Source organism: Streptomyces sp. PA03-5A (assembly GCF_033792725.1).
Lineage (GTDB): Bacteria > Actinomycetota > Actinomycetes > Streptomycetales > Streptomycetaceae > Actinacidiphila.
The window spans coordinates 25,954-48,435 of record NZ_JARAVL010000008.1 but is presented as its reverse complement, the minus strand read 5'-3'; the positions used below and the strand labels follow the sequence as shown (position 1 = coordinate 48,435).

Below are 22,482 nucleotides of genomic sequence, written 5' to 3'. Positions count from 1 at the left end.
TACACGGTTCGCAGCATGCGACATCCGAGATGAGGTGCATTGTGTCCCCTGAGAACACTTTCGTGATCGTCGGAGGCGGTCTGGCCGCGGGCAAGGCGGCGGAGGCTCTGCGGGAGAACGGCTACGACGGCCGGCTCCTCCTCATCGGCGACGAACGGGACAGGCCCTACGTCCGCCCGCCGCTCTCGAAGGGCTATCTGCTCGGCAAGGAGACGCGCGACTCGATCTTCGTGCATCCCGACGAGTGGTACGACAAGCACGACGTCGACCTGATGCTCGGCACGACGGTGACCGGCCTCGACGCCGGCGCCAAGGAGGTGGAGCTCGACGGCGGGCGCCGCATGCCCTGGACGAAGCTGCTCCTGGCCACCGGTTCGACCCCGCGGCGCCTGCCCGTCCCCGGGGCGGAGCTGGACAACGTGCTCTACCTGCGCCGTGTGGGCGACAGCGAGCGGCTCAAGGAGGCGTTCACCGCGGGCGCGCGGATCGTCGTCATCGGCGCCGGGTGGATCGGCCTGGAGACCGCCGCCGCCGCCAAGCAGGCCGGGGCGGAGGTGACGGTGCTGGAGCACGAGGAGCTGCCGCTGCTCAGGGTCCTGGGGCGCGAGGCCGCCGAGGTCTTCGCGGGCCTGCACACCGAGCACGGCGTCGTGCTGCGCCACGGCGTGACGGTGGAACGCATCACCGGCACCGGCGGCCGCGCCGACGGGGTGCAGCTCGCCGACGGCACCCGCCTCCCCGCGGACGCCGTGGTCGTGGGCGTCGGCATCACCCCCAACGTCCAGCTCGCCGAGGCGGCCGGGCTGGAGGTGCGCAACGGCGTCGTCACCGACGCGCACCTGCGGACCTCGTCACCGGACGTCTTCGCCGCGGGCGACGTCGCCAACGCCTACCACCCGTTCCTCGACCGCCACATCCGCGTCGAGCACTGGGCCAACGCGCTCAACCAGCCGGCCACCGCCGCGCAGGCCATGCTCGGCAAGGACGCCGTCTACGACCGGCTGCCGTACTTCTACACCGACCAGTACGACCTGGGCATGGAGTACACCGGCTACGTGGAGCCCGGCGGCTACGACCGCGTCGTCTTCCGCGGGGACCGGGCGGCTCGGGAGTTCATCGCCTTCTGGATGTCGGGGAACCGCATCCTGGCCGGCATGAACGTCAACGTGTGGGACGTCGTCGAGCCGGTCCGCGACCTGATCACCTCGCGCGCCGCGGTCGACGACGCGCGCCTGGCCGACCCGGACGTGCCCCTGGACCGCGTCGTCGCCTGACGACCGGTCCCGTGGGCGTGGGACGGCCGGGTGATCCGGTCGTCCCACGCCCTTCCGGACGCCCCGCCACGCGGTCCGGGGGCGGGGACCGCTGTCACAGATGGCTTGACCGCCCGGTCGTATGGGGTGACAACCAAGTCGATCGGAGCAGACCGTGGCCCTCACTGAACGACACATTTCCACCATGGTGCTGGTGATCGGTACCGGAGGAGCAGGACTGCGAGCGGCGATCGAACTTGCGGAGGCCGGAGTCGACGTCCTCGCGGTCGGCAAGCGGCCCAAGGACGACGCCCACACGGCCCTGGCGGCCGGAGGCATCAACGCCGCGCTCGCCACGATGGACCCCGAGGACAGCTGGCAGCAGCACGCCGCGGACACGCTCAAGGAGAGCTACCTGCTGGCCGACCCCCGCACCGTGGAGATCGTCACCCAGGGTGCGGCCCTGGGCATCGACGACCTGGAGCGGTACGGCATGGCCTTCGCCAGGGAGGAGGACGGCCGGATCTCGCAGCGCTTCTTCGGCGCGCACAAATACCGCCGCACCGCCTTCGCCGGGGACTACACCGGCCTGGAGATCCAGCGCACGCTCGTGCGGCGGGCCGAGCAGCTCGACATCCCGGTGCTCGACGGCGTCTACATCACCCGCATCCTCGAGCACGACGGCGCCGTGTTCGGCGCGTACGGCTTCGACCTCACCGACGGCACGCGCTACCTCATCCACGCCGACGCCGTCATCCTCGCAGCCGGCGGCCACACCCGGATCTGGCGGCGCACCTCCTCCCGGCGCGACGAGAACACCGGTGACTCGTTCCGTCTGGCCGTGGAGGCCGGCGCGCGGCTGCGCGACGCCGAGCTCGTGCAGTTCCACCCCTCCGGCATCATCGAGCCGGAGAACGCGGCCGGCACGCTCGTCAGCGAGGCCGCCCGCGGTGAGGGCGGCATCCTGCGCAACGCCCTCGGGGAGCGGTTCATGAGCCGCTACGACCCCGAGCGGATGGAGCTGTCCACCCGCGACCGCGTCGCCCTCGCCTCGTACACGGAGATCAAGGAGGGCCGCGGCACCCCCAAGGGAGCCGTGTGGCTGGACGTCTCCCACCTGCCGCGGCAGACCATCATGAACCGGCTCCCCCGCGTCTACCAGACGCTGCTCGACCTGCAGATGCTGGACATCACCCGCGACCCGATCGAGATCGCGCCCACCGCGCACTACTCGATGGGCGGCGTCTGGGTGCGGCCCGAGGACCACAGCACCGACGTCCGCGGCCTGTACGCCATCGGCGAGGCGTCCAGCGGCCTGCACGGCGCGAACCGCCTGGGCGGCAACAGCCTCATCGAGCTGCTGGTCTTCGGTCGCATCACGGGTCAGGCGGCCGCCGCCTACTCGCTGGGACTGACCTCGCAGCCGCGGTCGGCGGCGGCGGTGGCGCAGGCCCGCGCCGAGGTCGACGACCTGGTGGCGGCGGACGGGCCCGAGAACGTCCGCGCCCTGCAGCGCGCCATCCGCAACACCATGACCGAGCACGCGGGCGTGGTGCGCGACGAGGAGGGCCTGCGGGCCGGTCTGACCGAACTCGACCTCATCGAGAAGCGGATGGAGTCCGTCGGTGTCCACCCCGACATCGCCGGCTTCCAGGACCTCGCGCACGCCTTCGACCTCAAGTCGGCGGCCCTGGCGGCGCGTGCCACGCTGGAATCGGCGCTGGAGCGGCGTGAGACCCGCGGCTGCCACAACCGCAGCGACTACCCTGAGCAGGATCCCGCGCTGCGGGTCAACCTCGTCTGGTCCCCCAAGACCGGCGTCACCCGGGAGAGCATCCCGGACATCCCCGAGGAGATCACCGCCCTGATGCAGGAGGTCTCCACCGAGGGCAAGCTCGTCGAGTGAGGACGCTCGCGTCCTGTGAGGGATCCGGGGGCCCGCCGAATCGGGCCCCTGTCACAAACGGCTCCGCTGCCCGGTCTTCCCAGCGAAGAGACACCGGCCGGTGCCGGTGGGGCGCCCCACCGCCCCTTGCGCGTCACGCACGAGAACATCCGAGAGGACTCCATCATGAAGGTCGTAGTCATCGGCGGAACCGGGCTGATCGGCTCGAAGGTCGTCAGCAAGCTCAACGAGCACGGGCACGAGGCCGTCGCGGCCTCCCCCAACACCGGCGTCAACACCCTGACCGGCGAGGGCCTCGCCGAGGTGCTGCAGGGCGCGCAGGTCGTGGTCGACGTCTCCAACTCGCCCTCGTGGGAGGACGAGGCCGTGATGAACTTCTTCCGCACCTGCACCGGCAACCTCATGGAGGCGAACGCCAAGGCGGGTGTCGTCCACCACGTCGCGCTCTCCATCGTCGGCACCGACCGGCTCCCGGACAACGGCTACTTCCGCGCCAAGCTGGCCCAGGAGGAGCTGATCAAGGCGTCGGGCATGCCCTACTCCATCGTGCACGCCACGCAGTTCTTCGAGTTCGTGAACGGTATCGCGGACGCGGGGACCGAGGGCGACACGGTGCGCATCGCGCCCGTGAAGTTCCAGCCCATCTACTCCGACGACGTGGCCACGGCCGTCGCCCGCACCGCGGCCGGCACGCCCCTGGGCGGCGTGGTGGAGATCGCCGGCCCGGACGTGTTCCGGTTCGACGAGCTGGTCCGTGACGTGCTCGCCGCCCAGAACGACCCCCGCAAGGTCGTCGCGGACCCGCAGGCCCCGTACTACGGGTCCGTGCTGCAGGAAGACTCGCTCGTCCCCGGCGCCGGCGCGCAGCTCGCCGCGACCCGCTTCGCCGACTGGTTCGCCCAGCAGCAGCGGTAACCCCCGCGGGTGGCCCCTGCCCCCGGTGGGGGCCACCGCGCCGTCCCCGACCCACCCGTACGAAGAGGTCGACCCGCCATGCCCAGGAATTGCGCGGAAACCACCGTCCCCGGCTCCCGTCCGCAGGAGGAACTGACCGGTGCGTACGTCATCGACCCGGTCCACAGCGCGGTCGGCTTCTCCGTCCGGCACGCCATGGTCGCCAACGTACGGGGCAGATTCACCGCGTTCGAGGGGTTCCTCCGGCTCGACGCGCTTCACCCGGCCCGTTCGGAGGCCCACGTGAGCGTGCAGACCGGCAGCCTGGACACCGGCGTCCGGGCGCGGGACTCCCACATCACCGGCCCCGACTTCCTGGACTCGGCGACGTTCCCCCTCATGGTCTTCCGCTCCACCGCGGTCGTCCCCCTGGACGAGGACCGCTTCCGCATGACGGGGAACCTCAGGATCAAGGACGTCGAGCTGCCGCTGCACATCGACCTCGACTACGGCGGCACCGCCCGCGACACCGACGGGCAGCGGCGGGTCGGCTTCGAGGGCTCGGCCGTCCTCCGGCGTTCGGACTGGGGCCTGAACTGGAACGTCCCCCTGGAGACCGGAGGCGTGCTGCTCAGCGACAAGGCGCGGCTCGAACTCAGCGTCTCCGCGCTGCAACTCGGCCCGGAGGCCCTGTGATGACCCGATCCGCCGACCACCAACCCGACACTTCGGCCACCGCCGCGGCACTCACCGCCCAGGCCGTGGCGCTGGAGCGGCGCGTCATGGAACTGCGCCGCGAACTTGCGGACGTCGCCGATCGCATGACCGCCGTCGCCGAGGCCCTGAGCGGCCTCCGCAGCTCCGGTCTCCTCCCCGACCAGGCCACGGGCGACGACCGCTGAGGGGCCCCGCGGTCAGGCGGGCTGCCACAGCTCGATGCGGTTGCCCTCGGGATCGGTGACCCAGCCGAACCGGCCGACGCCGTCCATGTCCTGCGTCTCCTCGGCCACGTCGGCGCCCTTGGCCCGCAGTTGCGCGAGCATGGCGTCCAGGTCGCGGACCCGGAAGTTGAGCATGGTCTGCTGGGTGCGGGACCCGAAGTAGTCGGTCCCGGACTCGAAGGTCGCGAACACCGTCGGCCCCGCCTCCTGACGCCACAGGCCGTGCTCATCGGCGTCCAGGCCCAGGCAGTCCCGGTACCACGCGTTCAGAGCCGCGGGGTCGGCCGCCCGCAGGAAGTAACCACCGATTCCCAGCACACGTTCCATGCCGCCCATCCTGCCAGGACGGCGATCAGGACGCGCGGCACCACACCATCGCCCGACGGGCCCCCGGGGCGGCACCCGGGGACTGTCTTCAGCGTCGGCCCCGCAGGACCGCTCCCAGGGCCAGACCGGTACCCAGGCCGATCAGGGTGCCGGACACGGCCCACCGCCGGCGCGGTCCCCGGGGAGCAGGGACGCCGGGCACCCGCGGGGTGCGCGCCGGGGGCCCGGCGGCGACGGCCCGGGCGAGTTCCTCGCCTACGACGCCCAGGAAACGACGGCCCGCACGGCTCCCGGACGAGCGGGCGATCCACGAGGCGCCGGCCCTGCTCCAGTAGTCGCGCCCCGCTTCCCCGGTGAACATCCCGGCCAGCATGTCCCGCAGCAGGCCCTCGGGGATCGTCCCGATCTCGTAGCCCATCCACGCGTAGTTCATCATCAGGTCGGCGTAGACGTGCCGTCTCCGTCCGTCCTGATCGGCGATGTCCGTCGCACCCCAGACGGGCTGGAACAGTGCCATGTCGTCGAGCTCCAGCCGGGCCAGCTCCAGGTAGTAGCCGCGGATCCCCTGGATCTGCTCGGCCCTGGCCTGCCGGTTCTGGACGATCAGCGACACCGCGACACCGGCCAGCGCGAGTGCCGAGACGATCGCCGACGTGAAGCCGTACGCGGCACCGACCTGGCCCAGCCGGTCCCAGTCCACCCCCCGCGAGCCGGAGATCCCCTCCAGCACGAACGGGGACAGCAGGACCGCCGCCAGCACGACCGCCGCGGCCGCCAGCAGCCCCAGGAACCCGGTGACACGTCGGGCCAATGAGCGCCTCCCCACCGGACGATGACGGACCATCACAGCGCACCCTCCCCCAAGCCGGGCCCTCCCGGTTGCCACGGGCTGATTGTGCCGTGCCGGCGCGGGGGCCGGGGTGTGACCCCGCTCGTAGGAGGCTGCGCTTACCAGTTGGGAGGGACGGGCTCGTGGAGCGGGCCGTCGCTTTTCTGAAACACTCGGCGCGCCGGACGACTCCGATCATGAAGGAATGCTGGACATGAGCCATCCATCGCCCGTGGACACGGTCCGGAGTTTCTGTGCGGAATTCGGACCCACCTACGACGATGCCGCGGCCACCTGTCACCGGTTCCTCCATCCCGACGTCAACTGGCAGTCCGTCATCATCAACGACCATCCCGTGGACGGCCTGGACGCTCTCCTCGACGACCTGCGCCGTGCCCTGGAGACCTTCCGCGCGAGCGGCTTCCGTATGGATGTACGTGACATCCAGGCCGACGGAGACGTCGTTTCCGTGCGCCGGACCGACGAACTCCTGGATGGGGAGGGACATTCCATGGAGGCACACGACATCGTGTCGACCGTCTGTCTCGAGGACGGCAAGATCCGGTGCGCGAGGGACCGCTTCTTCGATTCGAGCAGGTCCGCAGACGCGTGGGGCGACTGACGGCGGCGTCAACTCCTGGACCACCGCCGCGGTCTGCAGGCGAGCCGCGTCCTGGCCGGGCGGGGCGCCGAACATGCGGCGGTACTCGCGGCAGAACTGCGAGGGGCTGTCGTACCCGACGGCGTGACCGACCGCGGCGACGTCGTCCGGTGCCGCGATGAGCCGCAGCATGACGGCACGGGGCCGGGGCGTGATCGCCCCGGCCCCCGCCGCGCGTCAGGCGCCGACGTAGGAGGCCAGGTGCCGGCCGGTGAGGGTGGAGCGGGCGGCGACGAGGTCCGCCGGGGTGCCCTCGAAGACGATCTGCCCACCGTCGTGGCCTGCGCCGGGGCCGAGGTCGATGATCCAGTCGGCGTGCGCCATGACCGCCTGGTGGTGCTCGACGACGATGACGGACTTGCCGGAGTCGACGAGACGGTCCAGCAGACCGAGCAGTTGCTCGACGTCGGCGAGGTGCAGGCCGGCGGTCGGCTCGTCGAGGACGTAGACGCCGCCCTTGTCGCCCATGTGCGTGGCCAGCTTCAGCCGCTGCCGCTCACCGCCGGACAGCGTGGTGAGCGGCTGGCCGAGGCTGAGGTAGCCGAGTCCGACGTCGGCGAGCCGGCCGAGGATGCGGTGCGCGGCGGGCGTGTGCGCCTCACCGCCGCCGAAGAATTCCTCGGCGTCGGTGACCGACATCGCGAGCACCTCGCTGATGTCGCGGCCGCCGAGGTGGTACTCCAGCACCGAGGCCTGGAACCGCTTGCCCTCGCACTCCTCGCAGGTGCTGGCGACGCCCGCCATCATGGCCAGGTCCGTGTAGACCACGCCGGCTCCGTTGCAGGTGGGGCAGGCACCCTCGGAGTTGGCGCTGAACAGCGCGGGCTTCACGTCGTTGGCTTTGGCGAACGCCTTGCGGATCGGGTCGAGCAGTCCGGTGTACGTCGCCGGGTTGCTGCGGCGCGAGCCGCGGATGGGGCTCTGGTCGACGGACACGACCCCGGCACCGGCGGGGATCGACCCGTGCACGAGGGAGCTCTTGCCCGAGCCCGCGACGCCGGTGATGACGGTGAGCACCCCGAGCGGGACGTCGACGTCGACGTCGCGCAGGTTGTGCGCCGTGGCGCCGCGGACCTCCAGGTTGCCGGTGGGCTTGCGCACCGTCTCCTTCAGGGACGCGCGGTCGTCGAAGTGGCGCCCGGTGATGGTGCCGCTGCTCCGCAGCCCCTCGATGTCGCCCTCGAAGCAGACGGTGCCGCCGGCCGTGCCGGCGCCGGGGCCGAGGTCGACGACGTGGTCGGCGATGGCGATCGTCTCCGGTTTGTGCTCCACGACGAGCACCGTGTTGCCCTTGTCCCGCAGGCGCAGCAGCAGGCCGTTCATCCGCTGGATGTCGTGCGGGTGCAGACCGGTGGTGGGCTCGTCGAAGACGTAGGTGGTGTCGGTGAGCGAGGAGCCGAGGTGGCGGATCATCTTGACGCGCTGCGCCTCGCCGCCCGAGAGCGTGCCCGACGGCCGTTCGAGCGAGAGGTAGCCGAGTCCGATCTCCACGAACGACTCGAGGGTGTGCTGCAGCTTCGTGAGCAGCGGCGCGACCGAGGGCTCGTCCAGGGCGCGCACCCATGCGACCAGGTCGCTGATCTGCATCGCGCAGGCGTCGGCGATGCTGATCCCGGCGATCTTCGACTCCCGGGCGCCTTCGCTGAGCCGCGTGCCGTCGCACTCGGGGCAGGTGGTGAAGGCGACGGCGCGGTCCACGAACTCGCGGATGTGCGGCTGCATCGCCTCCTTGTCCTTGGCGAGCATCGACTTCTGGACCCGCGGGACCAGTCCCTCGTAGGTCATGTTGATGCCCGCGATCTTCATGCGGGTCGGCTCGCGGTGCAGGAAGTCGTGCAGTTCCTGCTTGGTGAAGGTGCGGACCGGCTTGTCGGGGTCGAAGAAGCCGGACTCGGCGTAGAGCCGGGCGTTCCAGCCGCCGCCCTTGTAGCCGGGGACGGTGATCGCACCCTCGTTGAGCGACTTGGAGTCGTCGAAGAGCTGGCTCAGGTCGATGTCGGAGACCGTGCCCCGGCCCTCGCAGCGCGGGCACATGCCGCCGGTGCGGGTGAAGGTGACCTTCTCGGCCTTGCTCGCGCCGCGCTCGACGGTGATCGCGCCGCTGGCCCGGACGGAGGGGACGTTGAAGGCGTAGGCGCTGGGCGGGCCGATGTGCGGGGTGCCGAGCCGGCTGAAGAGGATGCGCAGCATGGCGTTGGCGTCGGTGACGGTGCCGACGGTGGAGCGGGGGTCCGCCCCCAGCCGCTGCTGGTCGACGGTGATCGCGGTCGTCAGCCCGTCCAGGACGTCGACCTCGGGGCGGGCCAGTGTCGGCATGAAGCCCTGGACGAAGGCGCTGTAGGTCTCGTTGATCAGCCGCTGCGACTCCGCGGCGATCGTGTTGAAGACCAGGGAGCTCTTGCCCGAGCCGGAGACTCCGGTGAACACCGTGAGCCGGCGCTTCGGGATCTCGATGCTGACGTCCTTCAGGTTGTTCTCACGTGCACCGTGCACGCGGATCAGATCGTGGCTGTCGGCAACGTGCGGCGCAGGCGACTGCGCGTCCGCCTTCTTGGCCATGTGTGTCGTCTCTCCATCTGGTGCGTGCTGGGCCGCCTTGGCGGTCTCCGTCGGCGTCGCCTGGTTCGATCTGACCGGCTTCGGTCAAGTATGTCCGGTCCCCCCGCGTCGGTGGGGCGCGGCCACGGTAACCGTCCACCCGGCCGCCCCGCTCCCCCTTCGGACCGGTCCCCGTCGAACGGACCGTGTGGTGGCCGGGTTCCCGCCGGGGGGGCGGCGCGGGAGCGGGGGTCACGGGGCGGTCAGCGGACCTCGTTGAAGCGGATCGTGTTGCCCGCGGGGTCTCGGAAAGCGCAGTCGCGGATCCCGTACGGCTGCTCGGTCGGTTCCTGGACGACCTCGGCGCCGCCCGCCACGAGCCGCTCGAAGACGCCGTCGAGGTCGGGCGTGCCCAGGGTGAGGCGGGCGTAGGTGCCCTTGGTCATCATCTCGGTGATGGTGCGGCGCTCGTCCTCGGTGATGGCCGGGTCGGCGGCCGGCGGCTCCAGGACGATCGACGTGCCGGGCTGGTCGGCGGGGCCGACGGTGATCCAGCGCATGTCGCCGTAGCCGACGTCGTTGCGGACCTTGAAGCCGAGGGTGTCGCGGTAGAAGGCCAGCGAGGCCTCGGGGTCGGTGTGCGGGAGGAAGGTCCAGTGAATGGTGATGTCCATGGCCGTCACGCTAGCCGCGGCCCGCTCGCGGGGGCTTCTCCATTCCTGACCGATCCTCCGCGCACGGTGACCCCCGCACTCAGAGCGCGCGACCCGGCAGGGACGCACACCACTGGTCCGCGGTCATCCGCCAGACGACCTCGATCCCCACGTCGCCGGGGGCGGACGGGCCTTCCGGTTCCGGTACGCGTGCGATCTCGGTGAAGCCGAGGCGGCGGGCGACGGCTCCGCTGGCGGCGTTGGCGGCGTCGTGGTGGATCTCCAGCCGGTCGATGCCGGTCAGGCCGAATCCCTGGCCGACGAGTGCGGCGGCGGCCGCCGTGGCGAGTCCCCGTCCGGTCCACCGGGGGTGGAGCCAGTACCCGATCTCCAGGCCGCCCGCACCGATGCGGCGGTGGAGTCCGCAGCTGCCGATCACCACGTCCTCCGACGTGATCGCGTAGGCGTACGCCTCCCCGCTCCCCCACTCGTCCTGGCTGCGGGCCAGGAAGCCGGCGGTGTCCCGTCTTCCGTGGCCCGCAGCCCAGGGCATCCAGGGCGCCAAGTGGTCAAGGGACTCGGCGATGGCGTGGTCCAGGGCGTCGACGTCGCCGGTGCGCCAGCGGCGCAGTTCGACCTGGTCGGAGCGGAGGATCTCGGCGGGCTCGTCCATTCCCGGATGCTCTCGCAGCCTCCCGGAACCCGACAACGGGATTTCGCCTGGCAGCGGCGGTGGGGGCGGGGGGGCCGTGCGGCCCGTCGAGTCCGCTCTGATATCCCTACCAGAATGACTGCACATGCCGCCGCCCTGGTCGATGTCTGCGAGTAGGCCGCCGCGTGCCGCGGGCGTACCGGGGACCTCCTGGCCGGTCTCGGTCATGCTCCCGATCTCCTGCGGACGGACCCGGGGACCGCGGCACACGTCCTCGACGCGCGCCTGGCCCAGGAGATCCCCGCTCTCCTCGACCGGGACGAGTGGGTCGAGCTCCACACGCTGCTGGTGGCCTGTCTCGCGGAGTTCCTGATCAGCGCGCACGGCGCACGCTGGGCATGGTGCGAGGACTCGGGCTCACCCGTGGGCGGCCGCTGGGTCGTCACCCGGTTCACGCACCCGCTGGGCGGGCGGACCTCGGCGGTCGACGTGGGCGCGCTCGCGGGCGACGCGCTGGCGTCCGCGCCGGCCGTCAGCCTCACCGCGCTGATCGACCGCGCGGAGCTGGCGGCCGGCCTCCGCCCCGTACGCGGCTGAAGGTTCCCGCCCTCAGTTCGCCCTCGGCTCCGCACGCGCCGGCTGTCCCTTCCGCGTCCGCAGGAGACGCAGGCCCGCGAGGCTCTGGAGGGTCATCGCGGCGGCTGCCGCGGTGGTGATCGCGAAGCCGCCACGTGCCCCGGACGAGTCGACCGCCCAGCCGGAGACCGCCGCCGCGGCGGCCGAGCCCGCAGCGCTGGCGGAGCCGAGCCAGGAGAACGCCTGGGTCAGGACGGCCCGGTGGACGGTCGACTCGGTGAGCACGGAGAAGAGCACCAGAAGGGGCTGGATCGTGGCACCGGTCAGGAGGACGACCAAGCCGAGTCCGAACGGTGAGCCGACCGTGGGCAGCAGCAGCGTGCCGAGCAGGAGCGCACTGGTCGCCGCCAGCAGTTGCACCGGGGGCGTGGCGCCCCACCGGCGCGCCCCGTACACCCAACCGGCCAGCAGACCGCTGCAACTGGAGACGGTGAAGACCACGGCTGCGGCGCCCGGTGCGCCGTGCTCCACCGCGAAGGCGGTCACCGACACCTGCATGGCGCCGAAGAAGACACCGAGGGCGAGGTTGAGCCCCATCAGTACGAAGACCGCCCCGCACAACAACGACCGGCCCGCACGCGCGTGCACGGCGCTGCCGGCCGCCGGTGGGGGCGCGCTGCCGCGCTGCGCCGCGAGGACCAGGCCGCCGGCCACCGACAAGGAGGCGGCGAGCACCACGCCGGCCGCGGGATGTCCGGCCGCGGCGAGCGCGCTGACCAGCGCCGGGCCCACGAGGTAGGCCACCGCGTTGCCGATCGACTCCAGCGCGAAGGCGGTGGGCAGTTCCGCGGCCCGGTCGGTGCGCAGCAGTGCCGCCCAGCGTGCCGCGGACATCGCGCTGAGCTGGGGAAGGCTGGCCCCGACCAGCGCACCGCCCAGGGTCATGAGGGCGTCGCAGGCGCCGGCGGCGACCAGGGACACCAGGACGGCTACCGCGAGGGCGTGGGCGAGCAGTGCGGGCGGCAGGACCCGGGTCTGCCCGAACCGGTCGACGAGCCAGGCCAGTTGGGGCGCCACGAGCGCGTCGGTCACCGCGAATCCGCCGCCGACGAGGCCGGCCGCGGCGAAGGTGCCGGTATGGCTGTGCACGAGCCAGACGATGCTGAGGCCGGTCATCGCGATGCCGACGCGTCCGAGCGATGCGGGCAGGAAGAAGGCCGCGGCGCCGGGGGTACGCAGCAGGGAACGGTAGTTCGCCGAGGGCACGGCGATTCCCTTTCGCTGCCCGGCGGGACGGCCCACCTGGGACGTCGGTGCCCGGATGTGCCGTCCCGTGGAAGCCGCCTGAAACCGTCCAGTGGTGGCGCGGAGAGGGGGCACGCGCCCCGCACCGACTCCATCACCGGGCAGAAATCTTGTCGTGTCGTGGGTGGCCATCTTCGACGCCCGCGCCGGTGATGTCCATGCCCCGCGCACCGGCCGCCCGGTGCGCGGAGCTGTCGGCGCCGCGGCCCTAGGCCGTGTGATCCGCGGCGGCGTCGTGCGAAGGCGGTGGGGTGGCGATGACGAAGAAGGTGAAGTCTCCGCGTGCCTTCGCGTCGACGGCCAGGGGCAGGCGTAGCCGCCCGCAGGCCACCATGGCTCTCACGGCGGACCGGCTCAGGCCGAGCCCGGTCATGAGCAGCTTCTCGACCCGGATGGGCGCAGGGAGGTCGAAACCGACGACGACCTCGAACGATGCCGGATCGTCCTGCTCGATGTCGTAGAACGGCGTGTCGGTCTCCAGCTCCCACGTGCCGGTCCAGTCGAGCCGGTACCCGGCCCTTCCGGCCAGCGCCCCGTCCATCGTCAGATGCCGCACCATGCCCGGATCGTTGTTCTCGAACATCAGCAGCCGCTCGTGGTCGAGTGCCTGTACGTGGACGCGCTCGTGGACGGGGATCTTCGACGTACGGCCGCACAGCTCGCAGCAGATCAGCATCCAGACGTCGAGGAGCTTGCCGCTCGCGTTCACGCGGAACTTGCCGCTGGGACGGTGGCGCGTGGACCTGCACGACACGCATGCCGTGACGATGGCGGGCAGAGCGAGCTCCCTGACCACCCACAGTGCTTTCCGGTCGACGTCGGAACCGCCGCCTTCAGCGGACACACGGATACTGCGGACCTCGTTCATGGCTTCGCGAACTCCAGGGCTGACGGAGGAGGCGTCAGGGAGCGCGTCGCGGCGCTGTGAACTCCCCCGGATCCAGTGGCGTGAGGCCGGCGTCCGAGAGCGGAGCACACCGGCCGGCGCGACGTGGCACATCACGTCGCGTGAAGGAAGCCCGCCCCGATCACGAGGTGCGGGCTTCGAACGGCACGCCGGAACCGGACGGGGAGTGACTCGAACCCGTCTTCATTCCGCACGTGCGCCACTGGTTACAGATCCATGGCCGAGATGATGTTCGACCAGCGGGCCGTCAGGCAACCGAATTTCCCGGAGGCCACGAACGGCGGGCGGGGCGGCGCATCGTGCGCCGCCCCGCCCGCGGGGTCACCGGGCCGGCGGTCAGCGGACCGAGCGCGCGGCTTCCTCGATGATGCGCGCGGACTCCTTCGGGTGGGACACGCTCACCGCGTGGGACGCGCGGACCTCCTCCACGTGGGACTTGGCGCGCTCGGCCATGAAGACCTGGAGCTCGCGGGGGATGTTCCGGTCGTTGGAGGCCACCAGGGTCCAGGAGGGGATGGTCTTCCACGCGGGCTCGCCGGAGGGCTCGTACAGCGCGCCGCCGGACACGGGGCGCTGGGTGGCCGCCATGATCTCCGCGGTGTGCGCGGGGACGTCCGCGGCGAACTGGTGGTGGAACTTGGCCTGGTCGATGTAGAGGTCGACGCCCTTGGAACCGTCGGGCATCGTGACCGGCACCTGCTTCAGCGCGTCGCCGAGCGTGCTGCCCTCGAACTTCAGCGACAGGTCGAAGGCGTTCTCGCCCTTGTCGGGCATGAAGGCGGCCAGGTAGACGAGGGCCTTGACCTTGTCGGAGCCGTAGGCGGCGTTGGAGATCACGGCGCCGCCGTAGGAGTGGGCGGCCAGGACCACGGGCCCGTCGATGCTGTCCACCAGCTCCCGGACGTACGCGGCGTCGCTGGCCAGCCCGCGCAGCGGGTTGGCCGCGGCCACCACGGGGTAGCCGTCGTGCTTCAGCTTCTTGACGACGTCGTTCCAGCTGGAGGAGTCGGCGAACGCGCCGTGGACCAGGACCACGGTCGGCTTGCGGTGGTGCGAGGGGGCGCCGTGCCCGCCCTTGGTGGCGCTGGCGGGGGCCATGGTCGCGGCGAGCAGACCGGCGGCGACGGTCACCGTCGCCATGACGGTGAGCGGGGTGCGGAGGGTCCGGTAACGGGCATGACGGTTCACAGGAAGGCCCTTTCGAGGCGGGAGATGGTTGTGCGATCCGGGCCCCGGGAACGAGGTCCGGCGGAGGGTGCGGCGGATTGCCGCCGCACGTCTGCGAGAGGTGGCTCGCGGCCGGCAACCGGGGACGTCCGGGTCCGGGACCACCAGGAATCACCGGTGCGGGCGCTTCTCGGGGAGGCCCGCGGGCAGGGGGCGGCCCAGTGGCCCGGCCCCGCGTCCGGCGGTGGGGTGACTCAGTTGGTGTGCAGCGCGGTGTGCAGCGCGCGGGTGGCCTGCTCCATGGCGGCGGTGGTCGCCTGCGTGGAACGGACGGGGTTGAGCATCATGAAGTCGTGCAGCGTGCCGTTGTAGCGGACGCTGGTGGTCGGGACGCCGGCCTGCGTGAGCCTGCGGGCGTAGGCCTCGCCCTCGTCGCGCAGCACGTCGTTCTCGTCGGTGATGACCAGCGCGGGCGGCAGGCCCTCGAGGTCCTCCAGGCTCGCCCGCAGCGGCGAGGCGGTGATCTCCGCCCGCTCGGCCGGGTCGGTGGTGTAGCAGTCCCAGAACCAGGCCATGGCCTTCGCGGTCAGGTACGGGCCGTCTGCGAACTCCCGGTAGCTGCCGGTGTCCTGGGCCGCGTCGGTCACGGGGTAGTAGAGCGACTGGTGGACGAAGGTCACGTCGCCGCGCCGCTTCGCCATGATCGTCAGCGCCGCGGTCATGTTGCCGCCGACGGAGTCGCCGGCGACGGCCATGCGCGAGGCGTCCAATCCCTCGTCCGCGCCCTTCCCGGTGACCCAACGGGCCGTCGCGTAGGCCTGCTCGATGGCCACCGGGTACCGGACCTCGGGCGAGCGGTCGTACTCGACGAACACCACCGCGGCGTGCGCCATGACGGCCAGTTCGCGCACGAGACGGTCGTGCGTACCCGCGTTGCCGAGCACCCACCCGCCACCGTGCACGTACAGCACGACGGGCAGGACCTCCTCCGCCCCCACGGGCTTGACGATGCGCACGCGCACGTCACCCACCTCGGCCGGCACGGTGATCCACTTTTCCCGGACGTCGTACTTCTCGACCGGCGCCGCCTGCAGGTCGTCGAGGACCTTACGGGCGCCTTCCGCACCGAGCTCGTAGAGGAATGGCGGCGTCGCCGTGGCGTCCGCGATTTCCTGAGCCGCAGGCTCGAGGACGGGCTTGCTCATTGTCGAACTCCCAAGTTCGGCACTCTCGTGCACTTCCTTCGCTCTTATGACAAAGGACCGGCTGAATATGTGACACCTCAGTGGATAATGTTCTTCTCACCGTGGTCGTGGGTGATCTCCTCGAATTCCTGCACGGTGGGCTTGGGAATCTGCGTCCCCTTCCCGTACAGGCCCCGGCTGAGCAGGGCCCGCAGTCGCTCCACCCGGCCGGCCCTGCCGTCCGGGGAGAGGCGGATGGGCGCGTACTGCTCGTGCTGCGTGAGGAGGTGGAGTTGCTCGCGGCCGAGCTGCTGGTGGACTTCGACGTACTCGCCGTCCGGCAGGCGCTTGATGATCCCGGTCTCGCGGCCGTGCAGCACCTTGTCGCGGTCGCTGCGCTGGAGGGCGAGCGCCCAGCGCTTGGTCACGCCGTACACCACGAAGGGCACGACGAACAGGCCGATGCGGACGGCCCACGTCACGGAGTTGACCGACATGTGCAGGCGGATGGAGATCACGTCGTTCGCCGCGCCCAGCAGCGCCACCGCGTACACGCTGACCCACGCCGCGCCCAGGGCGGTGCGCACCGGCCGGTTGCGGGGCCGGTCGAGGAGATGGTGGTCGCGGTTGCCGTCCTTGGTGACCCATGCCTCGACGAACGGGTAGGCGCCCAGGGCGAGGAAGAGCCCGGCGCCCGCCAGCAGGGGCACGAGGTTGTCCAGCGCCAGGGTGTGGCCCCAGAGGACGACCTCCCAGCCGGGCATGACGCGCAGCAGGCCGTCGAGCACGCCCATGTACCAGTCGGGCTGTGAACCGGCGGTGACCTGGTCGGGCCGGTAGGGGCCGTACAGCCAGATGGGGTTGATCTGCGTGGTCGAGGCGATGATGAGGACGACCCCGCTGACCAGGAGGAAGTACGCCCCCGACTTCACGGCGTAGACCCGGAAGGGCAGGCCGACCACGTTCCGCTCGGTACGCCCGGGCCCCGGGTACTGCGCGCGCCGGTGACGGCGCGCCAGGACCAGGTGGGCGACGAGGACGCCGGCCATGAGGGCGGGGATCACCACGACGTGGAGCGTGTTGAAGTGCGCGATCAGGTCCTTGCCCGGGTACTCGCCCCCGAAGAGGTACATCGACAGGTAGGTCCCGACGACCGGTATCGAGAGGATGGTGCCGTTCACGACCATGAGTCCGGTCCCGGAGAGCAGGTCGTCCGGGAGGTCGTAGCCCGTCAGTCCCTCGAACATGCCCAGGACCAGCAGGGAGAAGCCGAGCACCCAGTTGAGCTCGCGCGGCTTGCGGAACGCACCGGTGAAGAACACCCGGAGCATGTGGGCGAACATGCTGGCGACGAAGATCAGCGCCGCCCAGTGGTGGGCCTGGCGGATCAGCAGGCCGCCGCGCACCTCGAAGGAGATGCGCATCGTCGAGTCGAAGGCCTCGGACACCATTTGGCCCTGCAGCGGTGCGTAACTGCCGTGGTATTCCACCGGCGTCATCGACGGATGGAAGTACAGCGACAGGTACACCCCCGTCAGGACGAGGATGAAGAAGCTGTAGAGGGATATCTCCCCCAGCATGAAGGACCAGTGGCTGGGGAATGCCTTCCGCATCCCGGACGATCTGGTACGTCTGTCAATACCCAGTCGTTCGCCGACCCATTCGGCGACTTTCACCCCCTGGTCCGGCGGTCGTTCCGAATCGGCGGGCCGGCTGTCACCGTCCATGTTCCTGTCACCATTCATGATTCACCCATGGCGGGTCGCGGGTCGGCACTCTCGTGCACCTTCCGGCAATACGACCGATCACGCGGCGAAAGTGTGACGTGCGCCGTCTGCGCGCCAATGCGGAAGGAGGTTTCGCGCCCTGTTCACGGGGGAGGGGTGGACCCGCACGGGGACAGCTCCGCCGGCGGCCGGCGCGTGGGCTCAATGTCACAAGGTCCGCACGGACCTGGTCTCACCACTAGGACCGGAATTCGGTGCCATGTCGGTGTGGTGGGCGAGGGAGGTCGGGGGTCATGGATTTCTCCGGTGACGCGGTGCCGATCGCGGAGCTGCTGGACGAACGTCGGCACTTGCTGGACGTGGCGTTGTGGATGGTGGGCGGCACGGCGGAGGCCGAGGCGGTCGTCGACGAGGCCTACCGCCGGTGGTACGAGCTGCCGGAGGCGGCCCGCCGGTCGATCGATCCGCCCGGGGCGTGGCTCGTGAAGACGGTCGGCGCGATCTGTCTGGCGCGGCTGGCCGCGTCCGCCGGGGGAACCGTCCCGGCCGCGGCGGACACGGAACGGCCGGGCGTGGGGGCCGAGCTGGAACAGGAGATCGGTGAGGTCCTGCTGACGGCCCTGGCCGCGCTGTCGCCCGTGGAGCGGGCGGCGTTCGTGCTCAACGACTGCTTCGGGATGGCGCTGGGCGCCGTGGCGGACGTGGTGGGGCGGTCGGAGCCGGAGTGCGCCGAGCTCGCCGATCGTGCGCGGCTGGCGATCCGCGCCTGCCGGTCGCATCCGGTGACGCCGAAGGAGCAGGACGCGGTGGCGCGCGCGGTGCGCGCGGCCTGCGCGGGCGGCGACGTGGTGCGGCTGACGTCGCTGATGTGTCCGGACGCCACGGCGTTCTTCGACGGTGGCGGGAAGATCCGGGCGCTGGTCCGGCCGGTGCACGGCGCCCGGGCGGTCGCGCGCAGTCTGCTGACCTTGCTCTCGCACCACCAGCGGGTGGCCCTGTCCGCCCACTCCGTGAACGGCCGCACCGGTCTGGTGGCCCGCTACGAGGGCCAGGTGGTGGCGGTCATCAGCCTGGACGTCGCCGACCACCGCGTCTCGCAAGCCTGGATCGTCCTCAACCCCGACAAGCTCCGGCCCTGGAACCATCCGGCCCGCCCCGTGGGCACCCTCGGACCCTGACGGCTCCGCGAGCCCTTCATGCGCCGGCGTCCGTCGTCCGCGTCGGACCGGCGGCGCAGACCCCGTCGCGGACCGCAGGGGCCGCTCCGTGCGGGCCGCCGCGTCCGGCCAGACGGTCCGCGACGTCCGCGGCGAGGAGCGCTTCCAGCGGGGCGAGGTTCCCCGTCCGGGCCGCCGAGACGAAGGTCTCCAGGAGGCGCTGGTGCTCCGCGGCGTCGACGGTCTCGCGGGGCTTGTCCACCACGTGCTTGCGGGCCCGGCTGACGATCTTGCGGACGTTGACGATGCTGAGCTGGAGTATCTCGGCGATCTCCGGATAGGCGTAGTCGAACGCCTCACGCAGGACGTAGGCCGCGCGTTCCGTGGGGTTCAGCCGCTCCAGGACCAGCAGCAGGGCGAACTCCACGGCCTCCGTCCGCTGGACGCCCGCCTCGGGATCCGCGCTCGTGTCCACGGGCTCGGGCAGCCAGGGTCCGATGTAGGTCTCCCGGCGCACCCGGGCGGATTGTGCGACGTTGATGGCGAGCCGGGTCGTCGTGGTCGAGAGGAAGGCGGCCGGGCTGAGCACCGCGGAGCGGTCGGTCCGTTGCCAGCGCAGCCACACCTCCTGCACCACGTCCTCGGCCTCGACGGCGCTGCCGAGCACGCGGTACGCGATGCCGAACAGGCGTGGCTGGAGTTCGACGAAGGCGGAGGCCGCCACGTCGAGGCTTGGTGCGGAGGGGGACGGCTCGGCGTCCGCGTTCCGCCGGTCAGAGGTCATTTACGGGCAGCCCCCGGCCGTGTGACACAAAGGTGTCACACGATGTATTGCATGGGTGGCCACTACACGGTCTCCGATCACCGAGCGTCACGAACTCTCCATTCACGTCCGCTGAATAGACCGGAAGGGGCCCGATCATGTGACAGAAAAAGGCGGGAGAAAGTCGTCGTCGGCACCGGAACAGCAGACTTGCGGGGAGCGCATGGTGTGTTCCATGAGCCCACAACCCACCGTTGCCTCACATCATACGCTGGACAAACGACACAAAAGGGATGTCGAATCCGACATTTCGCCAAAAACCGCACAGATTCAACCCTCTGTTGCCAGAGAAAGAGTGACACGTTATTCATCCGTGGTGGAAAGTTCCGCATGTACGAAGGTCGATGTGACGGAAAGTGACCGGCCGACCGGGACGTCCGCTATCTCCAGGGGCTACGAGAGCCCCTGGAGGTAGCGGATCAGGTCGGCGTCGGCGTCCTCCGCGCGGAGGCCGGACACGACGTCGTGGACGGCGCGCTCCAGGAGCGGCACCCCGAGCCGCAGCACGTCCTGCGCGACCGGGGTGAGGTGCACGTCCACGCTCCGCCGGTCGTACGCCGAGGTGCGCGTGGTGATCAATCCCCGGTCGCGCAGCCGGGTCACCAGCCGGCTGGTCGCGGACTGGGTCAGGCCGATCGCGTCGGCCAGTTCGTCGAAGTGGAGCTGGCCCTCGGCATCGCGGATGCTCTCCTGGAGGGCTCGCAGGGCATGGAACTCCCGTGCGCTCACGCCCAGTTGCCCGTGCAGCGCCCGCTCGACGCGGTTCTCGATGCGGCGGTGGAGCCGGTCGAGCGCGCTCCACCGCCCGCTCAGCGTCATCTTCCCGGCGTTCACACTCCGGCGTGGTCGCCCGCCCGCGGCTCCGCGGGACGCCGGGGGGTGGCGCTCGTGACGAACGCGTCCCGCGGGTGCTGCACGGAGGCGAGGGAGACGAGGTCCCGGCCGAACAGGGCCGCGGTGAGCCAGACGGTGAGCACCCGGACCTTCCGCTCCCACGTGGGCACCGCGAGCACGTGGTAGCCGCGGTGCATCAGCCAGGCCGGGAACCCCTTGACGACGATGGCCTTGTACTGGAAGATGCCGCGTCCCAGGCCCAGCGTGGCGACCACGCCGAGGCTGCTGTGGCGGTAGTCCCGGACCCTGCCGCCACGCAGGCTCGCGACGATGTTCTTGGCCAGGCGCTTGCCCTGCCGGACCGCGTGCTGGGCGTTCGGCACCGTGTGCGCCCCCGGCACGGGCGAGGCCAGGTCGGGCACGGCCGCGTCGTCCCCGGCCGCCCACACGTCCGGCACCGGCTCGGCCTCCGTACCCACCCGGAGGTCCGGCCGCACGATGAGCAGGCCGCGCTCGTCGACCGGCAGGTCGGTGTGGTTGTGCACCACGGGGTTCGAGGCGTTGCCGGCGGTCCAGACGATGAGTTCCGAGTCGAACTCCTCCCCGCTGGACAGCACGACGTGCCCGTCCTCGGCGGAGACCAGTTGGGTGTTCAGGTGCACATGCCCGCCGCGGCGCTCCAGGTGGCGCACGACCCAGGCCCCGGGCCCGTCGGTCACCTCGGGCAGGATGCGGCCCCGCGCCTCCACCAGGTGGAACGACAGCTCCTCCAGGCTCAGTTCCGGATAGGACTTGAGCATCGCGGTCGCCAGCGACAGCAGCTCACCGAAGCCCTCGACACCGGAGAACCCACCGCCCACGAAGGTGACGGTGAGCAGCTTCCGCCGCTCGGGCCCCGGGGGCAGCGAGGCGGCCTGGTCGAACGCCGTCAGCAGCCGGTCGCGGATGGCGACCGCCTCCTCGACGTGCTTCAGGCCGATGGCGTGCCGGGCCAGGCCCGGGATGGGGAAGGTACGGGTCACGGCTCCCGCGGTGACGACGAGGGTGTCGTACCGGAGTTCGTACTCCTCCCCCTTCACGGGCCGGACGGTCACCGTGCGGTCGGCGTGGCGGATCCCGGTCACGCTGCCCGCGACCAGCCGGGACTTGTGCAGGTGCCGCCGCATCGACACGGCGGCGTGACGTGCCTCCACCGAACCGGCCGTCACCTCCGGCAGGAACGGCTGGTACGTCATGTAGGGACGCGGGTCGACGACGGTGACCCGCGCCTCCCCGGGCCGCAGCGTCTTCTCGAGGCCCCAGGCCGTGTAGAAGCCCGCGTAGCCGCCGCCGACGATCAGGATCTCGCGCATGATTCCCTCTGTTTCTCTCCGTCACCAAGAAGACAGCGCAGGCCCTGTCGGTGTGACAGAGCATGTCCGCTCAGTGGTGAACACTGTGATCACGGCAGGGATGTATCGGGGGATTTCTCACCAGAGCGACCGTTGGGGGGCCTTCCGCAGCCCCTCCGCTCGCCGCACGGATCAACACTGTCTGCTACGTTCCTGAGGACTCGACGTCAGCCGGCCCGGGCTGACGTCCACGGCGACGCCACGCGCGCCCCCCACCTTCGCCTTCCTTCTCCTGGAGTTCCACGTGCGCACAGCACTCCTGTCCGCCGTACTCGTCAGCACCGTCGCGCTCGCGCCGTTCGCCACGGCGTGCACGGACGACCCTCCCCCGGACGACGCCCACACCTCGCCGCCCGCGACGGCCCTGCGCGGGGGTGCCGTCTGCTCCGCCCACTTCAGCTTCGCCACCGACGTCTCCTGCGGCCTGACCGACTTCGGCGACGTGCGCTTCCACTGCGCCGACGAGCTCACCGGTACGTGTCCGAGGACCCGCTCCGTTACGCTGGAGAACATCGGCAGGACGCCGGTCAGGCTCGTGGCCGTCAGCGGATCGGAGCCCGGCGAGAGACACGAGACGGTCACCGGCACCCTGCCCGCCGGGGGCCGGCAGGTCCTGACGCCCCGCGCGGGCGACACCTACCTCTACGACATCCTCCTGCGCGCGGACAACGGCCTGGCCGCGGTGGGTGTCGTCGCCGTCTCCTGACGCCACGGAGCTGTCACACGCGCCCGGGCAACCCGGTCTACCCCCCGAGGG

At 71.1% G+C, this 22,482-nt stretch carries 21 protein-coding genes and 2 pseudogenes; 9 read left to right on the top strand and 14 right to left on the bottom strand.

The window, feature by feature from the left end:
- The first annotated feature begins 29 nt into the window (after positions 1–29).
- The 5 genes from PV410_RS11635 to PV410_RS11615 all read left to right on the top strand — a co-directional run bounded on the left by PV410_RS11635 (position 30) and on the right by PV410_RS11615 (position 4,955).
- Positions 30–1,274 carry an NAD(P)/FAD-dependent oxidoreductase gene (locus tag PV410_RS11635; RefSeq protein WP_500324010.1) on the top strand — a complete coding sequence of 415 codons (1,245 nt, stop codon included), beginning with the start codon at positions 30–32 and terminating at the stop codon, positions 1,272–1,274.
- Positions 1,275–1,458: 184 nt separating this feature from the next.
- The gene (locus PV410_RS11630; RefSeq protein ID WP_500324009.1) at positions 1,459–3,159 is read left to right on the top strand and encodes an L-aspartate oxidase; all 1,701 of its coding nucleotides are present in this window, start codon (positions 1,459–1,461) and stop codon (positions 3,157–3,159) included.
- Positions 3,160–3,324: 165 nt separating this feature from the next.
- Positions 3,325–4,074 carry an SDR family oxidoreductase gene (locus PV410_RS11625; protein ID WP_500324008.1) on the top strand — a complete coding sequence of 250 codons (750 nt, stop codon included), beginning with the start codon at positions 3,325–3,327 and terminating at the stop codon, positions 4,072–4,074.
- Positions 4,075–4,152: 78 nt separating this feature from the next.
- Complete coding sequence (locus tag PV410_RS11620) at positions 4,153–4,749, top strand: YceI family protein (RefSeq protein WP_500324007.1); 597 nt, start codon at positions 4,153–4,155, stop codon at positions 4,747–4,749.
- Entirely contained in the window at positions 4,749–4,955 is a 207-nt protein-coding gene (locus PV410_RS11615) for a hypothetical protein (protein ID WP_500324006.1), read from the top strand. Before PV410_RS11620 ends, PV410_RS11615 begins: the two co-directional genes overlap by 1 nt.
- 12 nt (positions 4,956–4,967) lie before the next feature.
- On the opposite strand, the gene PV410_RS11610 is transcribed toward PV410_RS11615, so the two are convergent.
- Positions 4,968–5,321 (bottom strand): VOC family protein, encoded by a 354-nt coding sequence (locus PV410_RS11610; protein WP_500324005.1) that lies wholly within the window; start codon positions 5,319–5,321, stop codon positions 4,968–4,970.
- 88 nt (positions 5,322–5,409) lie between these two features.
- Positions 5,410–6,132, bottom strand: a complete 723-nt coding sequence (locus PV410_RS11605; RefSeq protein ID WP_500324004.1) for a DUF6082 family protein — start codon at positions 6,130–6,132, stop codon at positions 5,410–5,412.
- A gap of 223 nt (positions 6,133–6,355) precedes the next feature.
- Here PV410_RS11605 and PV410_RS11600 point away from each other — a divergent pair, with 223 nt between their 5' ends.
- Positions 6,356–6,772 carry a nuclear transport factor 2 family protein gene (locus PV410_RS11600; protein WP_500324003.1) on the top strand — a complete coding sequence of 139 codons (417 nt, stop codon included), beginning with the start codon at positions 6,356–6,358 and terminating at the stop codon, positions 6,770–6,772.
- Positions 6,773–6,790: 18 nt separating this feature from the next.
- Here the strand turns inward: PV410_RS11600 and PV410_RS11595 are convergent.
- The 4 genes and pseudogenes from PV410_RS11595 to PV410_RS11580 all read right to left on the bottom strand — a co-directional run.
- A pseudogene (locus PV410_RS11595) lies at positions 6,791–6,934 on the bottom strand (helix-turn-helix transcriptional regulator); the annotation flags it as partial.
- A 54-nt stretch (positions 6,935–6,988) separates the two neighbouring features.
- On the bottom strand, positions 6,989–9,370 hold the full coding sequence (locus tag PV410_RS11590; RefSeq protein ID WP_500324002.1) for an ATP-binding cassette domain-containing protein: 2,382 nt from the start codon (positions 9,368–9,370) through the stop codon (positions 6,989–6,991).
- A gap of 242 nt (positions 9,371–9,612) precedes the next feature.
- Complete coding sequence (locus PV410_RS11585; protein WP_500324001.1) at positions 9,613–10,023, bottom strand: VOC family protein; 411 nt, start codon at positions 10,021–10,023, stop codon at positions 9,613–9,615.
- Positions 10,024–10,102: 79 nt separating this feature from the next.
- Positions 10,103–10,675 (bottom strand): GNAT family N-acetyltransferase, encoded by a 573-nt coding sequence (locus PV410_RS11580; RefSeq protein WP_500324000.1) that lies wholly within the window; start codon positions 10,673–10,675, stop codon positions 10,103–10,105.
- A 327-nt stretch (positions 10,676–11,002) separates the two neighbouring features.
- On the opposite strand from PV410_RS11580, the gene PV410_RS11575 reads away from it, so the two are divergent.
- The gene (locus PV410_RS11575; protein WP_500323999.1) at positions 11,003–11,251 is read left to right on the top strand and encodes a hypothetical protein; all 249 of its coding nucleotides are present in this window, start codon (positions 11,003–11,005) and stop codon (positions 11,249–11,251) included.
- Positions 11,252–11,263: 12 nt separating this feature from the next.
- Here the strand turns inward: PV410_RS11575 and PV410_RS11570 are convergent, their stop codons facing one another.
- The 5 genes from PV410_RS11570 to qcrB form a co-directional block, all read right to left on the bottom strand.
- The gene (locus tag PV410_RS11570; RefSeq protein ID WP_500323998.1) at positions 11,264–12,496 is read right to left on the bottom strand and encodes an MFS transporter; all 1,233 of its coding nucleotides are present in this window, start codon (positions 12,494–12,496) and stop codon (positions 11,264–11,266) included.
- Positions 12,497–12,743: 247 nt separating this feature from the next.
- Entirely contained in the window at positions 12,744–13,379 is a 636-nt protein-coding gene (locus tag PV410_RS11565) for a DUF1062 domain-containing protein (protein WP_500323997.1), read from the bottom strand.
- A 399-nt stretch (positions 13,380–13,778) separates the two neighbouring features.
- Entirely contained in the window at positions 13,779–14,630 is an 852-nt protein-coding gene (locus PV410_RS11560) for an alpha/beta fold hydrolase (protein WP_500323996.1), read from the bottom strand.
- Positions 14,631–14,863: 233 nt separating this feature from the next.
- Complete coding sequence (locus PV410_RS11555) at positions 14,864–15,814, bottom strand: alpha/beta hydrolase (RefSeq protein ID WP_500323995.1); 951 nt, start codon at positions 15,812–15,814, stop codon at positions 14,864–14,866.
- A 77-nt stretch (positions 15,815–15,891) separates the two neighbouring features.
- On the bottom strand, positions 15,892–17,520 hold the full coding sequence (gene qcrB / locus PV410_RS11550) for a cytochrome bc1 complex cytochrome b subunit (protein ID WP_500323994.1): 1,629 nt from the start codon (positions 17,518–17,520) through the stop codon (positions 15,892–15,894).
- 293 nt (positions 17,521–17,813) lie between these two features.
- Here qcrB and PV410_RS11545 point away from each other — a divergent pair, with 293 nt between their 5' ends.
- Positions 17,814–18,698 carry a sigma-70 family RNA polymerase sigma factor family protein gene (locus tag PV410_RS11545; RefSeq protein WP_500323993.1) on the top strand — a complete coding sequence of 295 codons (885 nt, stop codon included), beginning with the start codon at positions 17,814–17,816 and terminating at the stop codon, positions 18,696–18,698.
- A gap of 79 nt (positions 18,699–18,777) precedes the next feature.
- On the opposite strand, the pseudogene PV410_RS11540 reads toward PV410_RS11545, so the two are convergent.
- The 3 genes and pseudogenes from PV410_RS11540 to PV410_RS11530 all read right to left on the bottom strand — a co-directional run.
- Positions 18,778–19,461 (bottom strand): annotated as a pseudogene (locus PV410_RS11540) (sigma-70 family RNA polymerase sigma factor); the annotation flags it as partial.
- A 432-nt stretch (positions 19,462–19,893) separates the two neighbouring features.
- Positions 19,894–20,319, bottom strand: coding sequence for a MarR family winged helix-turn-helix transcriptional regulator (locus PV410_RS11535; RefSeq protein ID WP_500323992.1), 426 nt, complete (start codon positions 20,317–20,319; stop codon positions 19,894–19,896).
- 11 nt (positions 20,320–20,330) lie between these two features.
- Complete coding sequence (locus PV410_RS11530) at positions 20,331–21,686, bottom strand: NAD(P)/FAD-dependent oxidoreductase (RefSeq protein WP_500323991.1); 1,356 nt, start codon at positions 21,684–21,686, stop codon at positions 20,331–20,333.
- A 283-nt stretch (positions 21,687–21,969) separates the two neighbouring features.
- Between PV410_RS11530 and PV410_RS11525 the strand changes: the two genes are divergently transcribed.
- Entirely contained in the window at positions 21,970–22,431 is a 462-nt protein-coding gene (locus PV410_RS11525) for a hypothetical protein (protein WP_500323990.1), read from the top strand.
- Positions 22,432–22,482: the final 51 nt, after the last annotated feature.

Coding starts and splice junctions, on each gene's coding strand:
- PV410_RS11635 (WP_500324010.1), top strand. CDS start 30: ATGAGGTGCATTGTGTCCCCTGAGAACACTTTCGTGATCGTCGGAGGC.
- PV410_RS11630 (WP_500324009.1), top strand. CDS start 1,459: ATGGTGCTGGTGATCGGTACCGGAGGAGCAGGACTGCGAGCGGCGATC.
- PV410_RS11625 (WP_500324008.1), top strand. CDS start 3,325: ATGAAGGTCGTAGTCATCGGCGGAACCGGGCTGATCGGCTCGAAGGTC.
- PV410_RS11620 (WP_500324007.1), top strand. CDS start 4,153: ATGCCCAGGAATTGCGCGGAAACCACCGTCCCCGGCTCCCGTCCGCAG.
- PV410_RS11615 (WP_500324006.1), top strand. CDS start 4,749: ATGACCCGATCCGCCGACCACCAACCCGACACTTCGGCCACCGCCGCG.
- PV410_RS11610 (WP_500324005.1), bottom strand. CDS start 5,321: ATGGAACGTGTGCTGGGAATCGGTGGTTACTTCCTGCGGGCGGCCGAC.
- PV410_RS11600 (WP_500324003.1), top strand. CDS start 6,356: ATGCTGGACATGAGCCATCCATCGCCCGTGGACACGGTCCGGAGTTTC.
- PV410_RS11590 (WP_500324002.1), bottom strand. CDS start 9,370: ATGGCCAAGAAGGCGGACGCGCAGTCGCCTGCGCCGCACGTTGCCGAC.
- PV410_RS11585 (WP_500324001.1), bottom strand. CDS start 10,023: ATGGACATCACCATTCACTGGACCTTCCTCCCGCACACCGACCCCGAG.
- PV410_RS11580 (WP_500324000.1), bottom strand. CDS start 10,675: ATGGACGAGCCCGCCGAGATCCTCCGCTCCGACCAGGTCGAACTGCGC.
- PV410_RS11555 (WP_500323995.1), bottom strand. CDS start 15,814: ATGAGCAAGCCCGTCCTCGAGCCTGCGGCTCAGGAAATCGCGGACGCC.
- qcrB (WP_500323994.1), bottom strand. CDS start 17,520: ATGGACGGTGACAGCCGGCCCGCCGATTCGGAACGACCGCCGGACCAG.
- PV410_RS11545 (WP_500323993.1), top strand. CDS start 17,814: ATGGATTTCTCCGGTGACGCGGTGCCGATCGCGGAGCTGCTGGACGAA.
- PV410_RS11535 (WP_500323992.1), bottom strand. CDS start 20,319: ATGACGCTGAGCGGGCGGTGGAGCGCGCTCGACCGGCTCCACCGCCGC.
- PV410_RS11530 (WP_500323991.1), bottom strand. CDS start 21,686: ATGCGCGAGATCCTGATCGTCGGCGGCGGCTACGCGGGCTTCTACACG.